This is a genomic window from Arthrobacter sp. 10T44 (assembly GCF_056393885.1).
In genome coordinates this window covers 99230-117371 of sequence record NZ_JBFTGT010000008.1, presented here as the reverse complement: position 1 = coordinate 117371, position 18142 = coordinate 99230, and the positions used below count along the sequence as shown (strand labels likewise).

General features: G+C 67.6%; 14 protein-coding genes and 1 tRNA gene. 9 read left to right on the top strand and 6 right to left on the bottom strand.

The annotated features are described in order from the left end of the window. Positions 1–26 precede the first annotated feature (26 nt). The 4 genes from AC1DBL_RS13895 to AC1DBL_RS13880 form a co-directional block, all read right to left on the bottom strand. A complete protein-coding gene (locus AC1DBL_RS13895; protein WP_476908624.1) occupies positions 27–2492 on the bottom strand; it encodes a S8 family serine peptidase in 2466 nt (821 codons plus the stop codon). 317 nt (positions 2493–2809) lie between these two features. Further along, positions 2810–3142: a hypothetical protein gene (locus AC1DBL_RS13890; RefSeq protein WP_476908623.1), complete on the bottom strand. Its 333-nt coding sequence runs from the start codon at positions 3140–3142 to the stop codon at positions 2810–2812. Between the two features lie 214 nt (positions 3143–3356). After that, positions 3357–3491 carry a hypothetical protein gene (locus AC1DBL_RS13885; RefSeq protein WP_441417421.1) on the bottom strand — a complete coding sequence of 45 codons (135 nt, stop codon included), beginning with the start codon at positions 3489–3491 and terminating at the stop codon, positions 3357–3359. A 389-nt stretch (positions 3492–3880) separates the two neighbouring features. Continuing rightward, positions 3881–4354: a MarR family winged helix-turn-helix transcriptional regulator gene (locus AC1DBL_RS13880; protein WP_441417862.1), complete on the bottom strand. Its 474-nt coding sequence runs from the start codon at positions 4352–4354 to the stop codon at positions 3881–3883. A gap of 95 nt (positions 4355–4449) precedes the next feature. On the opposite strand from AC1DBL_RS13880, the gene bcp reads away from it, so the two are divergent. From bcp to AC1DBL_RS13845, 7 genes are all read left to right on the top strand, one after another. After that, on the top strand, positions 4450–4923 hold the full coding sequence (gene bcp / locus AC1DBL_RS13875; protein WP_441417420.1) for a thioredoxin-dependent thiol peroxidase: 474 nt from the start codon (positions 4450–4452) through the stop codon (positions 4921–4923). Positions 4924–5033: 110 nt separating this feature from the next. Next, positions 5034–5115, top strand: a tRNA-Leu gene (locus tag AC1DBL_RS13870). 298 nt (positions 5116–5413) lie between these two features. Continuing rightward, positions 5414–6100: a fasciclin domain-containing protein gene (locus AC1DBL_RS13865; protein WP_441417419.1), complete on the top strand. Its 687-nt coding sequence runs from the start codon at positions 5414–5416 to the stop codon at positions 6098–6100. A 217-nt stretch (positions 6101–6317) separates the two neighbouring features. Then, complete coding sequence (locus tag AC1DBL_RS13860) at positions 6318–7970, top strand: ABC transporter substrate-binding protein (protein ID WP_476926354.1); 1653 nt, start codon at positions 6318–6320, stop codon at positions 7968–7970. A 79-nt stretch (positions 7971–8049) separates the two neighbouring features. After that, positions 8050–9552 (top strand): malate:quinone oxidoreductase, encoded by a 1503-nt coding sequence (locus AC1DBL_RS13855; protein ID WP_441417418.1) that lies wholly within the window; start codon positions 8050–8052, stop codon positions 9550–9552. Positions 9553–9634: 82 nt separating this feature from the next. Beyond that, positions 9635–12862 carry an efflux RND transporter permease subunit gene (locus AC1DBL_RS13850; RefSeq protein ID WP_476926332.1) on the top strand — a complete coding sequence of 1076 codons (3228 nt, stop codon included), beginning with the start codon at positions 9635–9637 and terminating at the stop codon, positions 12860–12862. Positions 12863–13014: 152 nt separating this feature from the next. Next, entirely contained in the window at positions 13015–13953 is a 939-nt protein-coding gene (locus tag AC1DBL_RS13845; RefSeq protein ID WP_476926331.1) for an endonuclease domain-containing protein, read from the top strand. 61 nt (positions 13954–14014) lie between these two features. On the opposite strand, the gene AC1DBL_RS13840 is transcribed toward AC1DBL_RS13845, so the two are convergent. Further along, positions 14015–15472 (bottom strand): MFS transporter, encoded by a 1458-nt coding sequence (locus tag AC1DBL_RS13840; RefSeq protein WP_476926330.1) that lies wholly within the window; start codon positions 15470–15472, stop codon positions 14015–14017. Positions 15473–15670: 198 nt separating this feature from the next. Between AC1DBL_RS13840 and AC1DBL_RS13835 the strand changes: the two genes are divergently transcribed. Beyond that, entirely contained in the window at positions 15671–16774 is a 1104-nt protein-coding gene (locus tag AC1DBL_RS13835) for an LLM class flavin-dependent oxidoreductase (protein WP_476893350.1), read from the top strand. Next, on the top strand, positions 16774–17286 hold the full coding sequence (locus AC1DBL_RS13830) for a MarR family winged helix-turn-helix transcriptional regulator (RefSeq protein WP_476908619.1): 513 nt from the start codon (positions 16774–16776) through the stop codon (positions 17284–17286). Before AC1DBL_RS13835 ends, AC1DBL_RS13830 begins: the two co-directional genes overlap by 1 nt. A gap of 48 nt (positions 17287–17334) precedes the next feature. On the opposite strand, the gene AC1DBL_RS13825 is transcribed toward AC1DBL_RS13830, so the two are convergent. Continuing rightward, positions 17335–18141: a transglutaminase-like domain-containing protein gene (locus AC1DBL_RS13825; RefSeq protein WP_441417412.1), complete on the bottom strand. Its 807-nt coding sequence runs from the start codon at positions 18139–18141 to the stop codon at positions 17335–17337. Between the last annotated feature and the right edge of the window lies 1 nt (position 18142).

Genomic DNA, 18142 nt, shown 5'->3' with positions numbered 1-18142 from the left:
CGCGGGTTCTTGCGGCACGCGGGGGTTTACGGGACGCGGGCGCTGTACCCCGAGTACCGGGCCAGGCTGGTGTAGCCGGCCTTCGAGCCCACAACGCGCACACTCATGACGTCGTAGCGGTCGGCCCAGATGATCCGGTAGTAGCGGCCGGTGGCACCGGAGATTGCCGCGCCGGACCGGTACCACTGGTAGCGGAAAGCAGTGCCGGCGGTCCAAGTGCCGGTGTTGGCGGTCAGCGTGTACCCGTAGCGGGCGGAACCGGAGATCCATGGCCGCGTGGAAACAAGTGTTCCCGCCGCGATGGCACTGGTCGTGGCGGAATCCTTCACGATGGTGGTGTACCCCGCCTTGATCCCGCCGACCCGCAGCCGCATGATTTTCCCCTGATCGGCGCCCCCGAGGGTGTACTTGGGCCCGGTGGCCCGGCTGATGGGAAGACCGGAGCGGTACCACTGGTACTTCAGGAACGTGCCGGCAGTCCAGGTGCCCGGTACCGCTGTGAGCGTGTAGCCCACCTTGCGGGTGCCGCTGATCATTGGTGTCGGGCCGGTAAGGGTACCGCGCGCCACGGCAGCCGGCGAAGGCGAGTCAAGGGTAGCCGATCTCTGGTCGGGCCACGATGCCGTCACCCGGACCTTCAGGGTCTGGCCAAGGTCGCCGGCTCCGAGGGTGTAATGGGTCCCGGTAGCCCCGCTGACCGCTACGCCGGACCGGACCCATTGGTACTGGCGTGCCACGTCGGCCGGCCAGTCCTGGGGGCCGGCCGCCAGCGTCGAGCCGACCCTGGCCGTCCCCGAGAGGGAGGGCTGCGGGACCACTGCGACGGGACTGGTGGTGGCCGCACTCGGGTTGTAGCCGTCGGCGGAGCCGGTCACCGTGACGCTCAACAGGGCGCCTGCGTCCGTGGTCGCGGCCGGGTAGGTCACGGCCGTGGCGCCGGGGATCGCGACGCCGTCGCGCCTCCACTGGTAGCTCAGTGAGGCTCCTTCGGGCGACCACGTTCCCGCCGAAACCGTAAGCGCGTGTCCGACGACGGCGTCCCCGTCGATCCGCGGCACGCCGGCCGTGATGTAGGGGACGGCACTTGGCAGTACGGAGCCGACGGCGGCGGCCGCGTCCACTAGACCGTTGCCGCAGCCTCCTGTGCTGCAGGTGCCCGGCAGCGGCCTGGCCGTCTCCTTGAGGATTGTCTCGACCTGGGCCGGGGTGAGGGCCGGGTCCGCGGACAGCATGAGGGCCGCGACGCCGGCAACGTGTGGGGCGGCCATCGACGTGCCCTGCATGTAGCCGTACGTTTCGGAGCCCTGCACGGTGGTGCCATTGTTCCAGGTCGAGAGGATGGTGTTGGCCCGGCCGGTGGAGCTGTCGCCGCCGGGGGCGCTGACGTCGACCTCGGGACCGTAGTTGGAGTAGTAGGCCTTGTTGCCTTCACGTCCGGTCGCGCCGACGGTGATGATGTTGTTGCAGTTGGCCGGGGTGGAGCCGGAAGCGGGTGAATTCTCGTTGCCGGCGGCGGCGACGACGGTGACGCCCTGCGCGGCGGCGTAGTCGAGTGCGGACTGGAAGTAGCTGCCGCACTGGCCGGATCCGCCCAGGGACATGTTGATGACCCTGGCGGGGTTCGCGTTGGCCGGGACTCCCGTAACGGTTCCCCCGGCGGCCCAGACGACGGCGTCGGCGATGTCGCTAAGGTAGCCGCCACAGGTGCCGAGGGCCCGGACCGGGAGGATCTTGGCGGAGTAGGCGACGCCGGCGATGCCGATGCCGTTGTTGGCCGCCGCGCCGATCGTCCCGGCGACGTGGGTTCCGTGCCAGGACGACGATGAGCCGTTGCAGGAGTCCCCTGCGTCGCTGGCATCGCCGTCGCGGCCGTCCCCGTCGTTCGACTTAGTGCTGTCGGAGATGAAGTCGTAGCCCGGGAGGACGCTCGTCAGGTCGCTGTGGGGCGTGATGCCGGTATCGATGACGGCCACAACGGCGCCCAGGCCGGAAGTGGTGTCCCAGGCCGCGGGCACGCGCATCCCTGCAGTGTCTTCGGACAGGTCCCATTGCTGCGGGTACAGCGGATCGTTCGGGGTTGATGCCGGGCGGACGAAGGTGTCTGGCTCGGCGTATTCGACGTTGGACTGGACGCGCAGGGAGGCAAGGACTTTGTCGCTCCCCCGAGGGGTCAGCGCGCCGTCGGCCTGGACGACGGCCGCCCCGCGTGCCGTGGCGTGCAGCTCCTTGACGGAGACGCCCGAGCTCCTGGCCGCCTGGCCGTAAGCCTTGGCCCGGGCGTGGGCCGTACCGGCGGTTCCGGTCTTGAACTTCACGACGAAGCGGCCGCTGGCCCCCGCGGGGGGCGCCGAGGCAGTCGAGGGGGAAGCGACCGGGCGTGAATCGATGGCTGGATCCGTAGCCGCTGCGGCCGGGAAGGCGAAGAGGGTGCCAAGCAGGACAGCGCCCGTGCCCAGTGATGCGACGGCCGTGGAAAGACGCCTTGTGGTCATGCGGGTCCTCAGGGCATGGCCGGCGTCGGCCGGCGGACGGGCGAGAGCGGGAAACGTACGCGCTCAACCAGCCCCGGGTCTCCGAAAGAACTTTAACCCAGAAGCATCGGGTCTCGCCGCAAATTGCGGGAGCCCTTGGTCTTTCCTGCGCGTTTCCTGCCGGTGCAGACAGCAACGTCCTAACCTGTGAGCGGGGCGCGCGACGCTGTCCGGGGCCTTCTTAGGGAGCCCGGTCCCCGCGGCGCCTGAGCCCCAAAACTGCCCAGGCTGACAGGAGCAGGCCTCCGGCCGCCAGCAGGAACGCCCCCGCGCGCAGTTCAGGACCGCGGCCCTGTGAAACCTGCGCAACGACCGCGGGGGCCTCCGAAACGGCGGATTGCGGCGACGACGGCGTTCCCTCCGCCGCAGAGGGCGTAGCAGTGGCCCCGGCCGGGACCGAGGCCGCGCCCGATCCCTGGACCGGGGCCTTGGAGGGCGCCGCCCGGACGGCGGTTTTCGCGGAGGGGGCCGGTGCCGGGCTGGAGGGTGCGGCGGACGATGGTGCCGGAGCGGCCGGAGCGGCCGGCGGTGCCGACGGTGCTGCCGGAGCCGTAGCCGGGGGCTTGACGGTGCTCGACGGCGTCGGGGTGGGGGTGGCCGAGGGCTCGCATCGGCCCAGGGGGATCAACACGACCGGACCGCAGGGTTCGGCGTCGGCCGGGGCGGCGATAGCGAGGGTAGTGGAGGCAACCAAGGCAAGGACGGCCAGGGCCGTGACAGCCCAAGAGGCACTCTTACGCGTTCGCATCCTAGACATCCTACGTTCCACGGATCGGCGCCTCGGGATTTCCGGACAGCTCGCGCCCTTACGGCGCTGGCCCGGGCCTAGCGCCGACCGGCTGCCGCCAGCTGGAAATGGATGGGCAACGCGAGCTGGATCGGTTCAGTGCCCAGCGGCTCGTCGAGCAGCTCGTTGATCGAGGTCTGCCCTTCCAGCTCAGGCGGTGGCACCGTTTCCATAGGAAAACCTTATGCGAGCCTCCACCCGGGGAGGGGTCAGGACACGGGGTGGGCTGGATCAGGGAACAGCCCTATGCAGCCCCGCGTCAAACGCGGGACTCACGTTGCGACGGGACCGGCTGCCGGCGAACAGCGGCTAGGATTTCGCCGGCGCCTCTTCGTGAGGGTCGCAGCCCTCACAGAAAACAGTTGTGGCGTATTCGCCGCAGCACTGGCAGTGATGTTCCAGGGACCTGGCTTCGAGGACGTACCTTGTCATGACCTCATGCTCGCCCAGCAGGGCTGGCTTGAACCCAGTAGTAGCTACTTGTTTCCCGCGCCGGGCTATCGGGGTCCGGAGCAAGCGCCGGCAGTGCCCTAACTTGTCGGCGCCAGTGGGCGACCGCGGCCTAGTTGGCTTCGGCGGACACAGTAGGCTCCACCGCTGTGACGATCGCCTTCGCTTCCGTCGTGGACATGCGGTTGGCCAGTTCCCGGACCACGGACTGCAGCTCGTGCCGCAGGGAGTCGGGATCGATCGAAGCGGCGGCGAGCACCGAGCGCTCCATGTCCGCGGCCGCAACGACGGCTTCGCGGCCGCGGTCCGTCAGGGTGACGACGTGGCTGCGGCGGTCCGAGGCGCTGCGCTCCCTGGAGATGTGACCGTGGGCTTCAAGCCGGCTCAGGGTTTTGCCCATGGTCTGGGCTTGGACGCGGACCAATTGCGCCAATTGCGCTTGGGTCATGGGTCCTTGAGCGGAGAGCACTTCCATCGCAATGACCCCGGCATGGGTCAGGCCAATGGCCCCCAGCTTCTCGTTCCAGGAGTGTTCTACAAGGCGTGCTGCCGTGGACAATAGGCGGCCCGTGGGCCAGCGATCCATATCAGGCATACCAAAGAGTATAGCGATTGTGCGATTCGTGGGCCGCGCCCGGGCTCACTAGGCTGGAATTCCCTAAAATTGTCAAGGAGATAAACATGCCTGAACGACTCGTTCCCGGAGACGACGCGCCGGACTTCCAGCTGTTGGACTCGGCCGGACGCGAGGTCGGCCTGCAGGACTTCCGCGGCCGGAACACGGTGGTCTACTTCTATCCGGCGGCTGCCACGCCGGGCTGCACCAAGCAGGCCTGCGACTTCCGAGACTCACTGGCGGCCCTGCAGGGTGCGGGCTATGACGTCGTCGGCATCTCCCCCGATCCGGTCGCGAAGCTCGCGGGCTTCGCGGCGGCCGAAGGACTCAGCTTCCCGCTGCTCTCCGATCCGGACCACGCGGTGGCCGAGGCGTACGCGGCATGGGGTGAGAAGAAAAACTACGGCCGCACCTATGAGGGCCTGATCCGTTCCACCGTGGTGGTCGGTCCGGACGGCAAAGTCACCCTGGCGCAGTACAACGTGCGCGCTACCGGCCACGTCGCCAAGCTGCTCCGCGACCTGAAGCTGGACGCCTAGCTGCCCTGCCCCGCAGCCCGGCCCCGGCGCCGGGCTGCGGGGCAGAACTGTAGACTGGTGCCTGGCATCCGCCGTCGAGGGTCTTTCGGGCCCGCGAACGACGGCGCCGCGCGCGAGTGGTGAAATTGGCAGACACGCAGGATTTAGGTTCCTGTGCCTTCGGGCGTGGGGGTTCAAGTCCCCCCTTGCGCACAATGCAAAACCCCGGTCGTCGGACCGGGGTTTTGCTGTTTAACTCTGGAACTAGACCGGGGACCGCCCTTCCCGCACCCGCCAAAAAGCCCGGAATCCCGGCGAAGCCGCCCGCCCGCCCCGCCGCCCTGAACCGGTTCCGAAAAAGAATTTCGATTCCCACCCATCTCTTTCCGCCAAGCCCGCGAATACCCATTGAGACACCAACCAAGGGTCGGTGCCCGACAGTCGGAGAAAGGCCACAGCGGCAAAAACGTCGCTGAAGGCAATGAAATCGGCACAACAAAGGAGAATCGAAATGCAGACCATCAAGCGCACGACTTTCGCCGTTGCAGGTATCGCTGCTGCAGCCATGCTCAGCCTCACTGCCTGCGGCGGTTCCAGCACGGGATCCAGCTCCTCGGCTCCCGCTTCCACGCCGTCGGAGTCCGCCATGTCTTCCAGCATGGCCCCGTCACCGTCCATGAGCTCCTCCGCCGCAGCGATGGACCCGGCAGCGGACCTCGTCGGCTCCGGTTGCGCCGCCTACGCCTCGCAGGTTCCCGACGGTAAGGGTTCCGTCGCCGGCATGGCGCTGGACCCGGTGGCCGTAGCCGCCTCCAACAACCCGATTCTGACCACCCTGACGGCCGCCGTCTCGGGCAAGCTCAACCCCAAGGTCAACCTGGTGGACACCCTGAACGGCAGCGAATTCACTGTCTTCGCTCCGACGGATGACGCGTTCAAGAAGATCGACGCCGCCACCATCAACAAGCTCAAGACGGACGATGCCCTGCTGAGCAAGATCCTCACCTACCACGTAGTTCCCGGCAAGATCAGCCCGTCTGAAATCGTGGGCACCCACAAGACCGTCCAGGGCGGTTCCGTGACCGTCACCGGCAGCAAGGACGCTCTCAAGGTCGACGGCGCCAACGTGGTCTGCGGTGGCGTCAAGACCGCCAACGCCACGGTCTACATGGTCGACTCGGTCCTGATGCCCAAGTAGGCATCACCAAGACCTCCTGACCCGGATCCAGCCTGACTCCCTGGATCCACCTGGAGAAACGAAGGCCCGCACCGGACGGTGCGGGCCTTCGCCTGTTCCCTCCGGGCGGGTCAACTAGACTGGGGCTGTTCCGCAGCCGGCGGCCAACAAGTTCCCAGAGGTGATTCCTTCAGTGCCCAGCAGTACCGCGCCCATCAGTACCGGCCCCCGCAGGGCGTTGCGCCGCATCGCGGCCGGCTTCGGCGCCGTCCTGCTCCTGCTGCCGCTGGCCTCGTGCACCGGAGCGCCGGGCCCCGCACCCTCGCCCACCTCCGCCAGCGCGTCCGACGCCGGGCCCACCGCCACTTTCACCTTTGGCACCGCCTCGCGCCCGCTCGGCCTGGATCCGGCCCTGGTGTCCGACGTCGACTCCTACCGCATCACCCGCCAGATCCTCGAGGGCCTGATCGGCGTCGACCAGACCAGCGGCAAGCCAACACCCCTGCTGGCTACCGAATGGACGACCAGCGACGCCGGCCGCGCCTACACCTTCAAGCTCCGCGAGAACGTGAAGTTCCAGGACGGCACGGCCTTTAATGCGGCGGCCGTGTGCACCAATTTCAAGCGCTGGTTCAACTTCCCCGCCGCCCTCCGCAAGCAGGCACCCGGCAGCACCTTCAAGGGTGTGTTTATGGCGCACGCGGACCAGGCGTCGCTGTCCATCTACAAGGGCTGCACCGCGCTGGCGGCAAACAGCGTCCGGATCGATCTCACCCAGCCCTTCACCGGTTTCCTCCAGGCGCTCACCCTGCCCGCCTTCGCGATCTCCTCGCCGCACGCCCTGGCCGCACAGTCGGCCGACGTGCTGAACCAGAAGCGCGAAGGCCAGCCGGTGTCCGCCTACGCCCTGCACCCTGTGGGCACCGGCCCCTACGTCTTCGACTCCTGGGACAACAACACCGTCACCCTGAACAGCAACAGGCGCTACTGGGGCGACAAGGGCCAGATCGGGACCATCAACTTCGTCACCTACGACCACCCGCAGGCCCGGCTTCAGGCCCTGCTTGACGGGAAAATCGATGCCTACGATTCCGTGACCGTGGGCAACTTCGACCAGCTGGTCAAGCGCGGCAAACAGATCATCCAGCGCGATCCCTTCTCCGTCATGTACCTGGGCATGAACCAGGAAGTCCCGGTGCTGCGGAAGCTCAAGGTCCGCCAGGCGATCGAGATGGCCCTGGACAAGGACACCTTGATCCGGAAGTTCTTCATTGACAACACCGCCGCGGCCTCGCAATTCGTCCCGCCGAAGCTGAGCGGCTTCAACAACAACGCACCCTCCCTGGGCTACGACCAGAACAAGGCCAAGGAGCTCCTCGCCGAGTCCGGCTACAAGGGTGAGGAACTGAAGTTCTACTACCCGCTCAACGTCACCCGGCCCTACCTGCCGACCCCGGAAAAGGTCTACGCGGAGATCAGCCGCCAGCTCACCGCCGTCGGGCTCAACATCAAACCCGTTCCGGTCGAATGGTCCGACGGCTACCTCCAGAAGGTGACCTCCCCCGGCGACCACGCACTGCATCTGCTCGGCTGGAACGGGTCCTACGCGGATCCCGATAACTTCGTGGGCCCGCTTTTTGGTGAAAATACCGGTGAGTTCGGCTACCAGGACCCCCAGGTGTTCTCGAAAATCTCCCGCGCCCGGGGCCTGCCGGACGGCAAGGACCGGACAGAGCAGTACCAGACCATCAATGCGCAGATTGCCGCGACCGTGCCCGCCGTGCCGATTGCGTTCCCAATCTCGGCACTGGCTCTGTCAGACCGGGTGCTGAAGTACCCAGCGTCGCCGGTCCTGAACGAAGTTTTCACGAACGTCGAACTAAAGCCTTGACGGGACGGCCCAATTTCAGTTAGTGGGCCGTGCGGGGATATTCTGTGACAGCCAGAGCCGCTGCTATCGGAGACTGATTGTGACTTTCATTTCCAAGACCCAACATGCCGACGTCGTCCTGATTGGCGGCGGCATCATGAGCGCCACGCTGGGCGCCTTCCTGAAGCAGCTTGAGCCGAACTGGACCATTTCGCTCTTCGAGCGCCTGGACCAGCCGGGGCTTGAAAGCTCCGATCCGTGGAACAACGCCGGCACCGGCCACGCCGCCCTGTGTGAGCTTAACTACTCCCCCGCAGCCAAAGACGGTTCGGTGGACCCGGCGAAGGCCCTGCACATCAACGAGCAGTTCCAGCTTTCCCGCCAGTTCTGGTCCCACCTGGTCACCAACAACCTGATCGGTTCCCCCAAGGGCTTCATCAACACCGTGCCGCACATGAGCTTCGTGGTCGGCGACGCCAACGTCAAGTTCCTGCGCACCCGCTACGAGGCGCTCAAGCCGAACCCCCTGTTCCGCTCGATGGAGTACTCCGAGGACCACGCCCAGATCGCCAAGTGGGCACCGTTGATCGTCAAGGGCCGCGATCCGAAGCAGCACATCGCCGCCACCCGCGCCGCCGAAGGCACCGACGTCGATTTCGGCGCCCTGACCCGCGAACTGACCGGCTACCTCGCCAACAACGGTGTGGAAACCAACTACGGCCACGACGTCACCGGCATCAAGCGTGCCTCCGACGGCGGCTGGGACCTTGCACTCAAGCACCCGCGCTCCGGCGAGCACGGCTCGATCCACGCGAAGTTCGTCTTTGTCGGCGCCGGCGGCGGTGCGCTGCACCTGTTGCAGGCCTCCGGCATCCCGGAAAGCAAGGGCTTCGGCGGCTTCCCGGTCTCGGGCCAGTTCTTCCGCTGCACGGACGAGACCCTCGCCGGCCAGCACAGCGCCAAGGTTTACGGCCAGGCCTCCGTCGGCGCCCCGCCCATGTCCGTCCCGCACTTGGACACCCGGTTCGTCAACGGCAAGCGCTCACTGCTGTTCGGCCCGTACGCCGGTTTCTCCACGAACTTCCTGAAGAACGGCTCCTACCTGGACCTGCCGCTGTCCATCCGGCCCTCCAACATCATTCCGATGCTGGCCGTGGCCAAGGACAACATGGATCTCACCGCATACCTGGTTAAGGAAGTCGCCAAGCGGCACGGAGCCAAGGTCGAGGCCCTGCGGGAGTACTACCCGGAGGCCAAGGACGGCGACTGGGAGCTCATCACCGCCGGCCAGCGGGTGCAGATCATCAAGAAGGATCCGAAGAAGGGCGGCGTGCTGCAGTTCGGCACCGAGGTCATCGCCGGCCGCGACGGCACGATCGGCGCCCTGCTTGGCGCCTCCCCGGGTGCCTCCACGGCCGTGCCGATCATGATCGAGCTGCTCCAGAAGTCCTTCCCCAAGAACTTCAAGGGCTGGCAGTCCAAGCTCAAGGAGATGATGCCGGGCTACGGCATCAAGCTCAACGAGAACCCGGACCTCGCCGCCAAGCTCGAGGCCGAGACGGCCGCGGCACTCCAGCTGGAGCCGGTCAGCGCCACCCGCTGAAACTCTTCCGGGTTGCGGCACGTTCAATCCCTGTGACGTCACGCTGTGACGTACCTCCGTCGACCCATCAGGAGACCATGAGATGTTCCGGCTGGCCAAGCTTTCGCTAGGAAACCGGGCGCTGATCGCGCTGATCACCGTCTTCGCGTCGGTCTTCGGCGTAATCACGATGACCTCGCTCAAGCAGGAGCTCATCCCATCCATCGAGTTCCCGCAGATCACGGTCATCACCTCGATGCCCGGGGCCTCTCCGGAAGTCGTAGACAAGCAGGTCAGCGGGCCGCTGGAGACGGCGCTCAACGGCGTCGAGGGGCTGGAGTCGACGTCGTCGACGTCGCGCAACGGCGTTTCGCAGATCACCCTGGCGTTCACCTACGGCTCCAACCTGGACCGCGCCCGGAACCAGATCGACCGCGCCATCTCCAACGCGAAGCAGGCGCTGCCGAAGGACGTCCAGCCGCAGGCGATCGCCGGCAGCATCAGTGACTTCCCGATCGTCTATCTTGCGGTCTCCTCGGACAAGCCGTTGAGCGAACTCAACGCGGACCTGGCCCGCCTGAGTGTGCCGCGGCTGCAGAAGCTCGACGGCGTGCGCGGCGCCGAAGTGACCGGCGGGGCCACCCAGCACATCAAGATCCTGCCGCGGCCGACGGCCATGGCAGCCTCCGGCACCACCATCGCGTCCATCTCCGAGGCGCTGAAGAACAACGGCAGCCTGGTTCCGGCCGGCAGCATCGAGGAGCAGGGCAAGACGCTCTCGCTGCAGATCGGCAGTCCGGTGGATTCCCTTGACGCGATCAAGGCCCTGCCGCTGGGAGGCGCCCGCGACGCCGCGACAATCGGCAGCGTGGCGGACGTCAGCATCACCGAGGACGCCCGCACCTCGATCACCCGCACCAACGGCAAGGAAACGCTGGCCGTCTCGGTCACCAAGAAGCCCGAGGGCGACACGGTGGGCATCTCCCACGCGGTCAAGGACGCCATCCCGCAGCTTGAGGCCGAACTGGGGTCCAACGCCAAGTTCACCCCGGTGTTCGACCAGGCGCCGTTCATCGAGAAGTCCATCAAGGACCTCACCACGGAGGGCCTGCTGGGTCTGGGCTTCGCCGTCGCCGTCATCTTGCTGTTCCTGCTCTCGGTGCGCTCCACGCTGGTCACGGCCGTGTCCATCCCGCTGTCCCTGCTGATCACCTTCATCGGGCTCTCCGCGACCGGCTACTCGCTGAACATCCTGACCCTCGGCGCGCTGACGATCGCGATCGGCCGCGTGGTGGACGACTCGATCGTGGTGATCGAGAACATCAAGCGGCACCTCAGTTATGGCGAGCAGAAAATCACCGCCATCCTGACCTCCATCCGCGAGGTCGCCGGCGCAATCACCGCGTCCACCCTCACCACGGTGGCGGTCTTCCTGCCGATCGCGTTCGTCGCCGGACTCGCCGGTGAGCTGTTCCGGCCCTTCGCCCTCACCGTCACGATTGCTTTGGTCTCCTCGCTGCTGGTCTCGCTGACCATCGTTCCGGTGCTGGCTTACTGGTTCCTGCGGACCCCGGCGGACAAGGCCGGCGCGTACGTTTCCGAAGCCTCAGCCCGCGAGACCGCCGCGAAGGCCCACGAGGCCGAGCAGCGCAGCTTCCTGCAGCGCGGCTACCTCCCGATCCTGACCAAGACCCAGCGGCACCCCGTCATCACCCTGGTGGCGGCCGTTTTGGTCCTCGGCGGCACCGCAGCGATGTCGCCGCTGCTCGCAACCGACCTGCTGGGCCGTTCCGGCGAAAACAGCATGACCGTGCGGCAGGCCCTTCCGGCCGGCACCAGCCTGGCGGAGGGCAGCGCCGCGGCCGTCAAGGTCGAGAAGACCCTGCGCGGCATCGACGGAATCAAGGACGTCCAGGTCACCACCGGCAACGCTCAGTCCGGCTTCTCAGCCCTGCAGTCCACCGGGGCGGCGAACTCCAGCTTCACCGTCGTGACCGAGGAGAAGGCCAACCAGGGCAAGCTGCAGGACATTGTCCGCAAGGAGCTCGCCAAGATCTCCGACGCCGGCAAGATCACGGTGGGTTCGCAGCAGGGCGGATTCGGCACGACGTCGACTGTCGACATCACGCTCAAGGCCGCCAGTTCCGCCGACCTCAAGACCGCCAGCGACGCCATGGTCAAGGCCATGGACGGGGTTCCCGGCTCGTCCGAGGTCAGCACCAACCTGGCCGCGAGCCAGCCCGTGGTCCAGGTCAAGGTGGACCGCGCCAAGGCCGTTGCGGCGGGCCTGAACGAACAGCAGGTCGCCGGCGTCCTGGCCGCCAGGATCAGTCCGGTCCCGGCCGGCACCGTCCGCATCGGCACAAACGACTTCCCGGTCCGGATCGGCGAAGGCACCCGTTTCACCAGCATCGGCGCCGTGCGCGACCTCCCGCTGCCGACGGCGCGGGGCCCGGTCCCGCTGTCCTCGATCGCTTCCGTGGAACAGGTGGAGGTTCCGGTCTCGATTACGGCCAGCAACGGCCAGCGGACCGCTCGCGTCTCCGTCACGCCGTCGGGCGGAAACCTGGGTGCGGTAAGCACCGAGGTGCAGGCCCGGCTCAAGTCGGTCCAGCTGCCGCCGGGCGTCACGGCAGAGATCGGCGGCGCCACCACGCAGCAGGCTGAGTCCTTCGGCCAGCTGGGGCTGGCACTGCTGGCCGCCATCGCGATCGTTTACGTGATCATGGTCGCCGCGTTCAAATCCCTCGTGCAGCCACTGATCCTGCTGGTCTCCATCCCGTTCGCAGCCACCGGCGCCATCGCGCTGCTGCTGGTGACGGGCGTCCCGCTGGGGCTGCCTTCGCTGATCGGCATGCTGATGCTGGTGGGAATTGTGGTGACCAACGCGATTGTGCTGATCGACCTGATCAACCAGTACCGCCAGCCGCGCAACGGCGAGCCCGGCATGAGCGTGGCGGACGCGATCACGCACGGCGCACGCCAGCGCCTCCGGCCGATCCTGATGACCGCGCTGGCCACCGTGTTCGCGCTGACCCCGATGGCTCTGGGACTGACCGGCGGCGGGGGCTTCATCTCGCAGCCGCTGGCCATTGTGGTGATCGGCGGCCTCATTTCCTCCACCGCCCTGACGCTGGTCCTGGTGCCCGTGCTGTACCGCTTGGTGGAGGGCCGGCGCGAACGGAAGGCGCTGCAGAAGGCCAACGGCGGCAAGGCCACCCACGGGCGCCGGGCCCAGCCCGCGCCGTCGGACGCCGCGGACGCCATCGACCGGCTCGATGAGCAGGACGAGGCCGACGAACCGGACGAGGCACCGGCGCTCCGCAACTAAATTCCGCCCCCGCCCCTCCCCTCCCCAACTAGCTCGCAATAGTTGTCGTTTTGCCCGCTCAAAACGACAACTACTGCGAGCTAGTTGGGTTCGTGCGGCCCGGGCCTGTGGATAACCGCCTGGGTGCCGCCGGAATTTGCCAGCATGGGGCCATGAAGACGCCGCAGCCCCTGCCGGACCCGGTTGCCCGTGCGCCCTTCACCTTCCAGGAGGCGCTCGACGCCGGGGTCAGCTACCGCCGGCTCCGGCACCGCGGGCTAGCATCGCCGAGCCGTGGCATCCGGATTCCTTGCGCCGCGGAAACGCCGCCCGACCTGGAGCCGCTGGTACGGCCCTTCACCCGGATAACGGAATTCACGGTCGCCTCGCACGCCACGGCATTCCGGCTCTGGGAGATGCCTGGATTCCTACCGGGGGCGGATGATCCGGGCATCCACCTGTCGCGGCCTGACTCCATGGCCATCCCCCGGCGGACTGGCGTAATCGGCCACGTCGGTCAGTTCTTCCCCGATGAGATCGTGAGTATCGGCGGCCTCCTCGTGACGACGCGGGTCCGTACCTGGCTCGATGTGTCCCGGTTGATGGGGGTGGACGAACTCACCGTGGTGGCCGACCATCTGATCCGTGTGCCGCGGGCTGACCTGGAGGGCCGCAGTGATCCCCACGCCAGCATCGCGGACCTGGCCGAGATGCTGGACCGGCACAAGGGCACTCCCGGAATCCGGAAGGCCCGGCTCGCCTTGGAGCAGGCCCGGGTCGGCGCGGACTCGGCTCCAGAGACTCGGCTGCGGCTTGCACTGACGCGGGCCGGTCTGCCCGAACCCGAGGTGAACCCGCGCACGGAGTTGCTCAACGGCGTCGTGCGTCAACCCGACCTGGCGTATCCGGAATTTCTGGTGGCGGTGGAATACGAAGGCGACGGGCACTCCGAGGCCGGGCAGGTGATCCGGGACATCACCCGCGAGGAAGACTTCAGCCGGGGCGGCTGGACGCTGGTCCGGTTGTCCAAACGCCACATGGCCAACGACGCCCGTTCTGCGGTGTCGAAGGTCCGCGCCGCGCTCCTGGACCGGGGCTGGAGGCCGCGTTGACCTTCCCAACTGGCTGGCAGTTGTTGTCGTTTTGGGCCCTCAAAACGACAACAACTGCGAGCTAGTTGGGGGCGGAAGCCGACTCGGCGGTGTGTGCGGGGGCGGGGTCCGGGTCGGAGAATGCCAGCTTGGGTACCAGCATCAGGGCTGCGGCCGCAGCCAGTCCGGTGACCCCGCAGATGGTCCACACCGTGAGGTAGCCCGCCAGCGGCGCTGCGGTCTGCCCGGCGGCGGCAGAACCAGCGTCGGCCAGGACGTGGTTGAGCAGGGCAATGCCGAACACCGCCGACGCGAAGGCCCCGCCGATGGTCTTGGTCGTGTTGGTCAAGCCCGTGGCCATCGCCGTCCGGTTCAGCGGCGCCGCAGCGGCCGCCGCCGAGGGCAGCGCCGCCACGAGCGCCCCGGAGCCGACGCCGGCCACCGCCATGTTGACCAGGGCCTCGGCCAGGCTGCCGTGGAAGGGCAGGAAGAGCAGGTAGCCCAGCCCCACCAAGGTCGCCGCGCCCACCAGGGTCCAGCGCGGGGTCAGCCGGCGCGTCACCACGGGGTACAGCAAAGCCCCCACCAGCAACGCCAGCACGTACACGCCGATGATGATCGAGACCTGGCCGGCGCGCAGCCCCAGCCCGTAGCCGTGTAGTGCAGGATCGGTCCGGGCGAAGGTGGAAAGCGGGGCCTGGGCGCCCAGCACGGATACCCCGAACAGCCCCGCGGTCAGCTGCACCGGCCACATGGACTTGGACCGCAGCATCCGGATGTCCACCAGCGGATCCCCGCGGCCCAGCTCGACGCGGGTGAACGGAACGAAGACCAGCAGGCCGGCCGCGACCAGCGCCCAGGCCCACCAGGCCCCGGGGCCGCCCAGCCGCATGAAGGTCAGTCCGGACGTGATCAGCAGGAGCCCGACGGCGAGCAACGCGAAGCCGCGGGTATCCACCCGGCCGCCGCTGCGCTCGGTGGATTCCGGCACCCCGAAGCGGATCGCGAACCAGCACGCCGTCACTGCCAGGGCAGGAAGCATCAGCACCAACTGCAGTTGCCCTGCGAAGGCTTCCACGAGGGCACCGGCCGCGAGGGCACCGGCGATGACGCCGAATTCCAGCGCGCCGACAAGGGCCCCGGCCGCGCGGCGGGTGCGGGCGGCGCCGTCGGGCAGCCCGTGCACCCGGCTGAAGACGAGGGCGATTTCCAGCGGCAGCCAGACCACATAGAAGCCCTGCAGCGACCACGCCGCGAGGAACGTCCAGAAATCCGGCGCCAGCGCCACGCCCCAAGAAGCGGCGGCGGTGAGCACGGTGGAGACGAGCAGGATCCTGCGATGTCCGTACAGGTCTCCCAGTTTCGCGAGCACCGGCACGGCCAGGGCACTGACCGTCAGCTGGGCGGCCTCGAACCAGTTGACGTCGGCGTCGTGGATCCCCAGGTGCCGGGCGATGTCGGTGAGGATGGGGGTGTAGTAGCCCTGCAGGATTCCGCTGGTGAGTTCCACCAGGCACAGAAAAGCGACAACGCGGCGCATGGCGCGACCTTCCGGGCGGGCTGGGCATCTGGCGGCCAGCCGATTGATTGCATCCTAGGGCCGGGCCCCGCGCGCTCCCCGCAGGACGTGGAATATCCCGGCGTGGCGGACGTTATAGAGGGTGATAGATGCAAATGCATGTAAATCGGTTATAGTAGAAACAGCTCCCGGAAGTCTCCGGTCACGGAAAGGCACATCATGCAGATCGGCGTATTCAGCGTCAGCGATATCACCACCGACCCCACCACGGGGCGCACCCCCACGGAACACGAGCGCATCAAGGCCTCGGTTGCGATCGCCAAGAAGGTCGAAGAAATCGGCATGGATGTCTACGCCATCGGCGAGCACCACAACCGGCCGTTCTTCTCCTCCTCCCCCACCACCACGCTCGCCTACATCGCGGCGCAGACCGAGCGGATCATCCTCTCCACGGCCACCACGCTGATCACCACCAATGACCCGGTGAAGATCGCCGAGGACTTCGCGATGCTCCAGCACCTCGCCGACGGCCGGGTGGACCTGGTCCTGGGCCGCGGCAACACCGCCCCGGTCTACCCCTGGTTCGGCAAGAACATCCAGGACGGGATCGAACTCGCGATCGAGAACTACTCCCTGCTGCGCCGGCTCTGGGATGAGGACACGGTCAACTGGTCCGGCAAGCACCGCACCCCGCTGCAGAACTTCACGTCCACGCCGCGCCCGCTCGATGGCGTTGCCCCCTTCGTCTGGCACGGCTCCATCCGCACGCCGCAGATCGCTGAGGTGGCGGCGTACTACGGCGACGGCTTCTTTGCCAACAACATCTTCTGGCCCAAGGAGCACTACCAGCAGCTGATCGGCCTCTACCGCGAACGCTACGAGCACTACGGCCACGGCAAGGCGGACCAGGCGATTGTGGGTCTCGGCGGCCAGTTCTTCATGCGGAAGAACTCGCAGGACGCCGTGAAGGAGTTCCGCCCGTACTTCGACAACGCCCCCGTCTACGGCCACGGCCCCTCGCTCGAAGACTTCACCTCGCAGACCCCGCTGACGGTCGGCAGCCCACAGGAAGTCATCGAGAAGACCCTGACCTTCCGCGAGTACTTCGGCGACTACCAACGCCAGCTGTTCCTGATCGACCACGCCGGCCTGCCGTTGAAGACCGTCCTGGAGCAACTGGACCTGTTCGGCGAGGAAGTCCTGCCGGTGCTCCGCAAGGAATACGCCGAGAAGACTCCGGCCCACGTTCCCGAGCCGCCCACCCACGCCGGTCGCGTGGCCGCCTCGCTGGCGGTCCGTGAGGCCGCCCCGCAGGACGCCTGATGTCCACGAAGGCTGCGCCGGCGGAAGCTGGCCGGGCGGGGGTACCGGCGGAACCGGGCACCAGCCCGGCCTCCCCGGTGCGGCTCGCCGCGCAGACCTGGGAGTCGCTGTTCCGGGCCCAGGTCGCGGTGATGCGCCGGCTGCAGGCAGGACCTGCCTTCAAGTCCCTGGCCCTCAACGAGTACGACGTGCTGTTCACGCTCTCACGCTGCCCGTCCGGCTGGCTCCGCCAGAATGAGCTCAACGACCATGTGCTGCTGAGCCAGTCGAGCCTGAGCCGGCTGGTGGAGCGGCTGGAAAAGCGCGGCCTCGTGGAGCGCAGGCCCGCCCCCGACGACGGCCGCGGCGTCCTTATCCGGCTCACCGAAGCCGGGCGGGAACTGCAAAAGACGATCGGGCGGGAGCATGTCCGCGACATCGCCTCCCTGGTGGGCCCGGCGCTCACCGCCGAGGAACAGCGCGAGCTGCTGCGCCTGACGGAGAAGCTGCGGGCCTCGGTGGCGTCGCGCTAGCTGTCCTGCTCCGCCGTCGGCCCCTGGGCGAGCCCAGCGGAACGGCTGCTAGCGGATGGCGAGCAGCGCCGCCGGGTCCTCAACCGGCAGCTCGCCGGTGACGGTGGCGGTGACCTTCAGTTCCTTCAGCAGGAGGCTGCCGCCCACCGTGGACAGGAAGGCCGTGTCCGAGGAGTCCCGGCCGGCCGTAATCCGGAGCATGCTCTCCCGCGGCGCCAGGCCGGTCGGATCGATGACGTGCCAGGCGCCGTTGACGTGGGCTTCGGCCACGGCATGGAAATCCATCGGGCTCAGCCCCGGAGCATAGACCGCGGCCAGCCGCGCCGGGACGTTCTTGGACCGCAGCAGCGAGATGGCCAGGTGGGCGAAGTCCCGGCAAACACCGCGCCGGTGCAGCAGGGTCTCGACGGCACCGTCCGTCCCGCGCGAGGACCCGCTGACATAGCGCAGTTCGCTGAAGACCCAGTTCCGCACGGCGTGCAGGAGCTCCCCGCCGTCGAGGCCGCCAAACTCGGCATACGCCGTCGGGAGGAGCCGGTCGGATTCGGCGTAGCGGCTGGGCCGGACGTAGCGGATGAGCTCCATCAGTCCGGGTTCCTCCGGTACGGCGGATCCGGTGACGGTGGCGCCGTACTCCACCAGCACCTCGGTGGGTTCGGCGAACTCCATGTAGTGGAAGCGACCGCCGTGGTGGTCCGAGAGCTCGGTCAGGGGCACGTCTTCGCCTCCGGCCGTCACGGACAGCGACTCCTCGAATCCGCTGTAGCCGGGGTTGCGGGCTACAGCGACCGCCATCGCGACCTTGGTATCGGCCACGGTCTTGAAGGCCAGGCGTGCGGACACGATGCGTTCCATG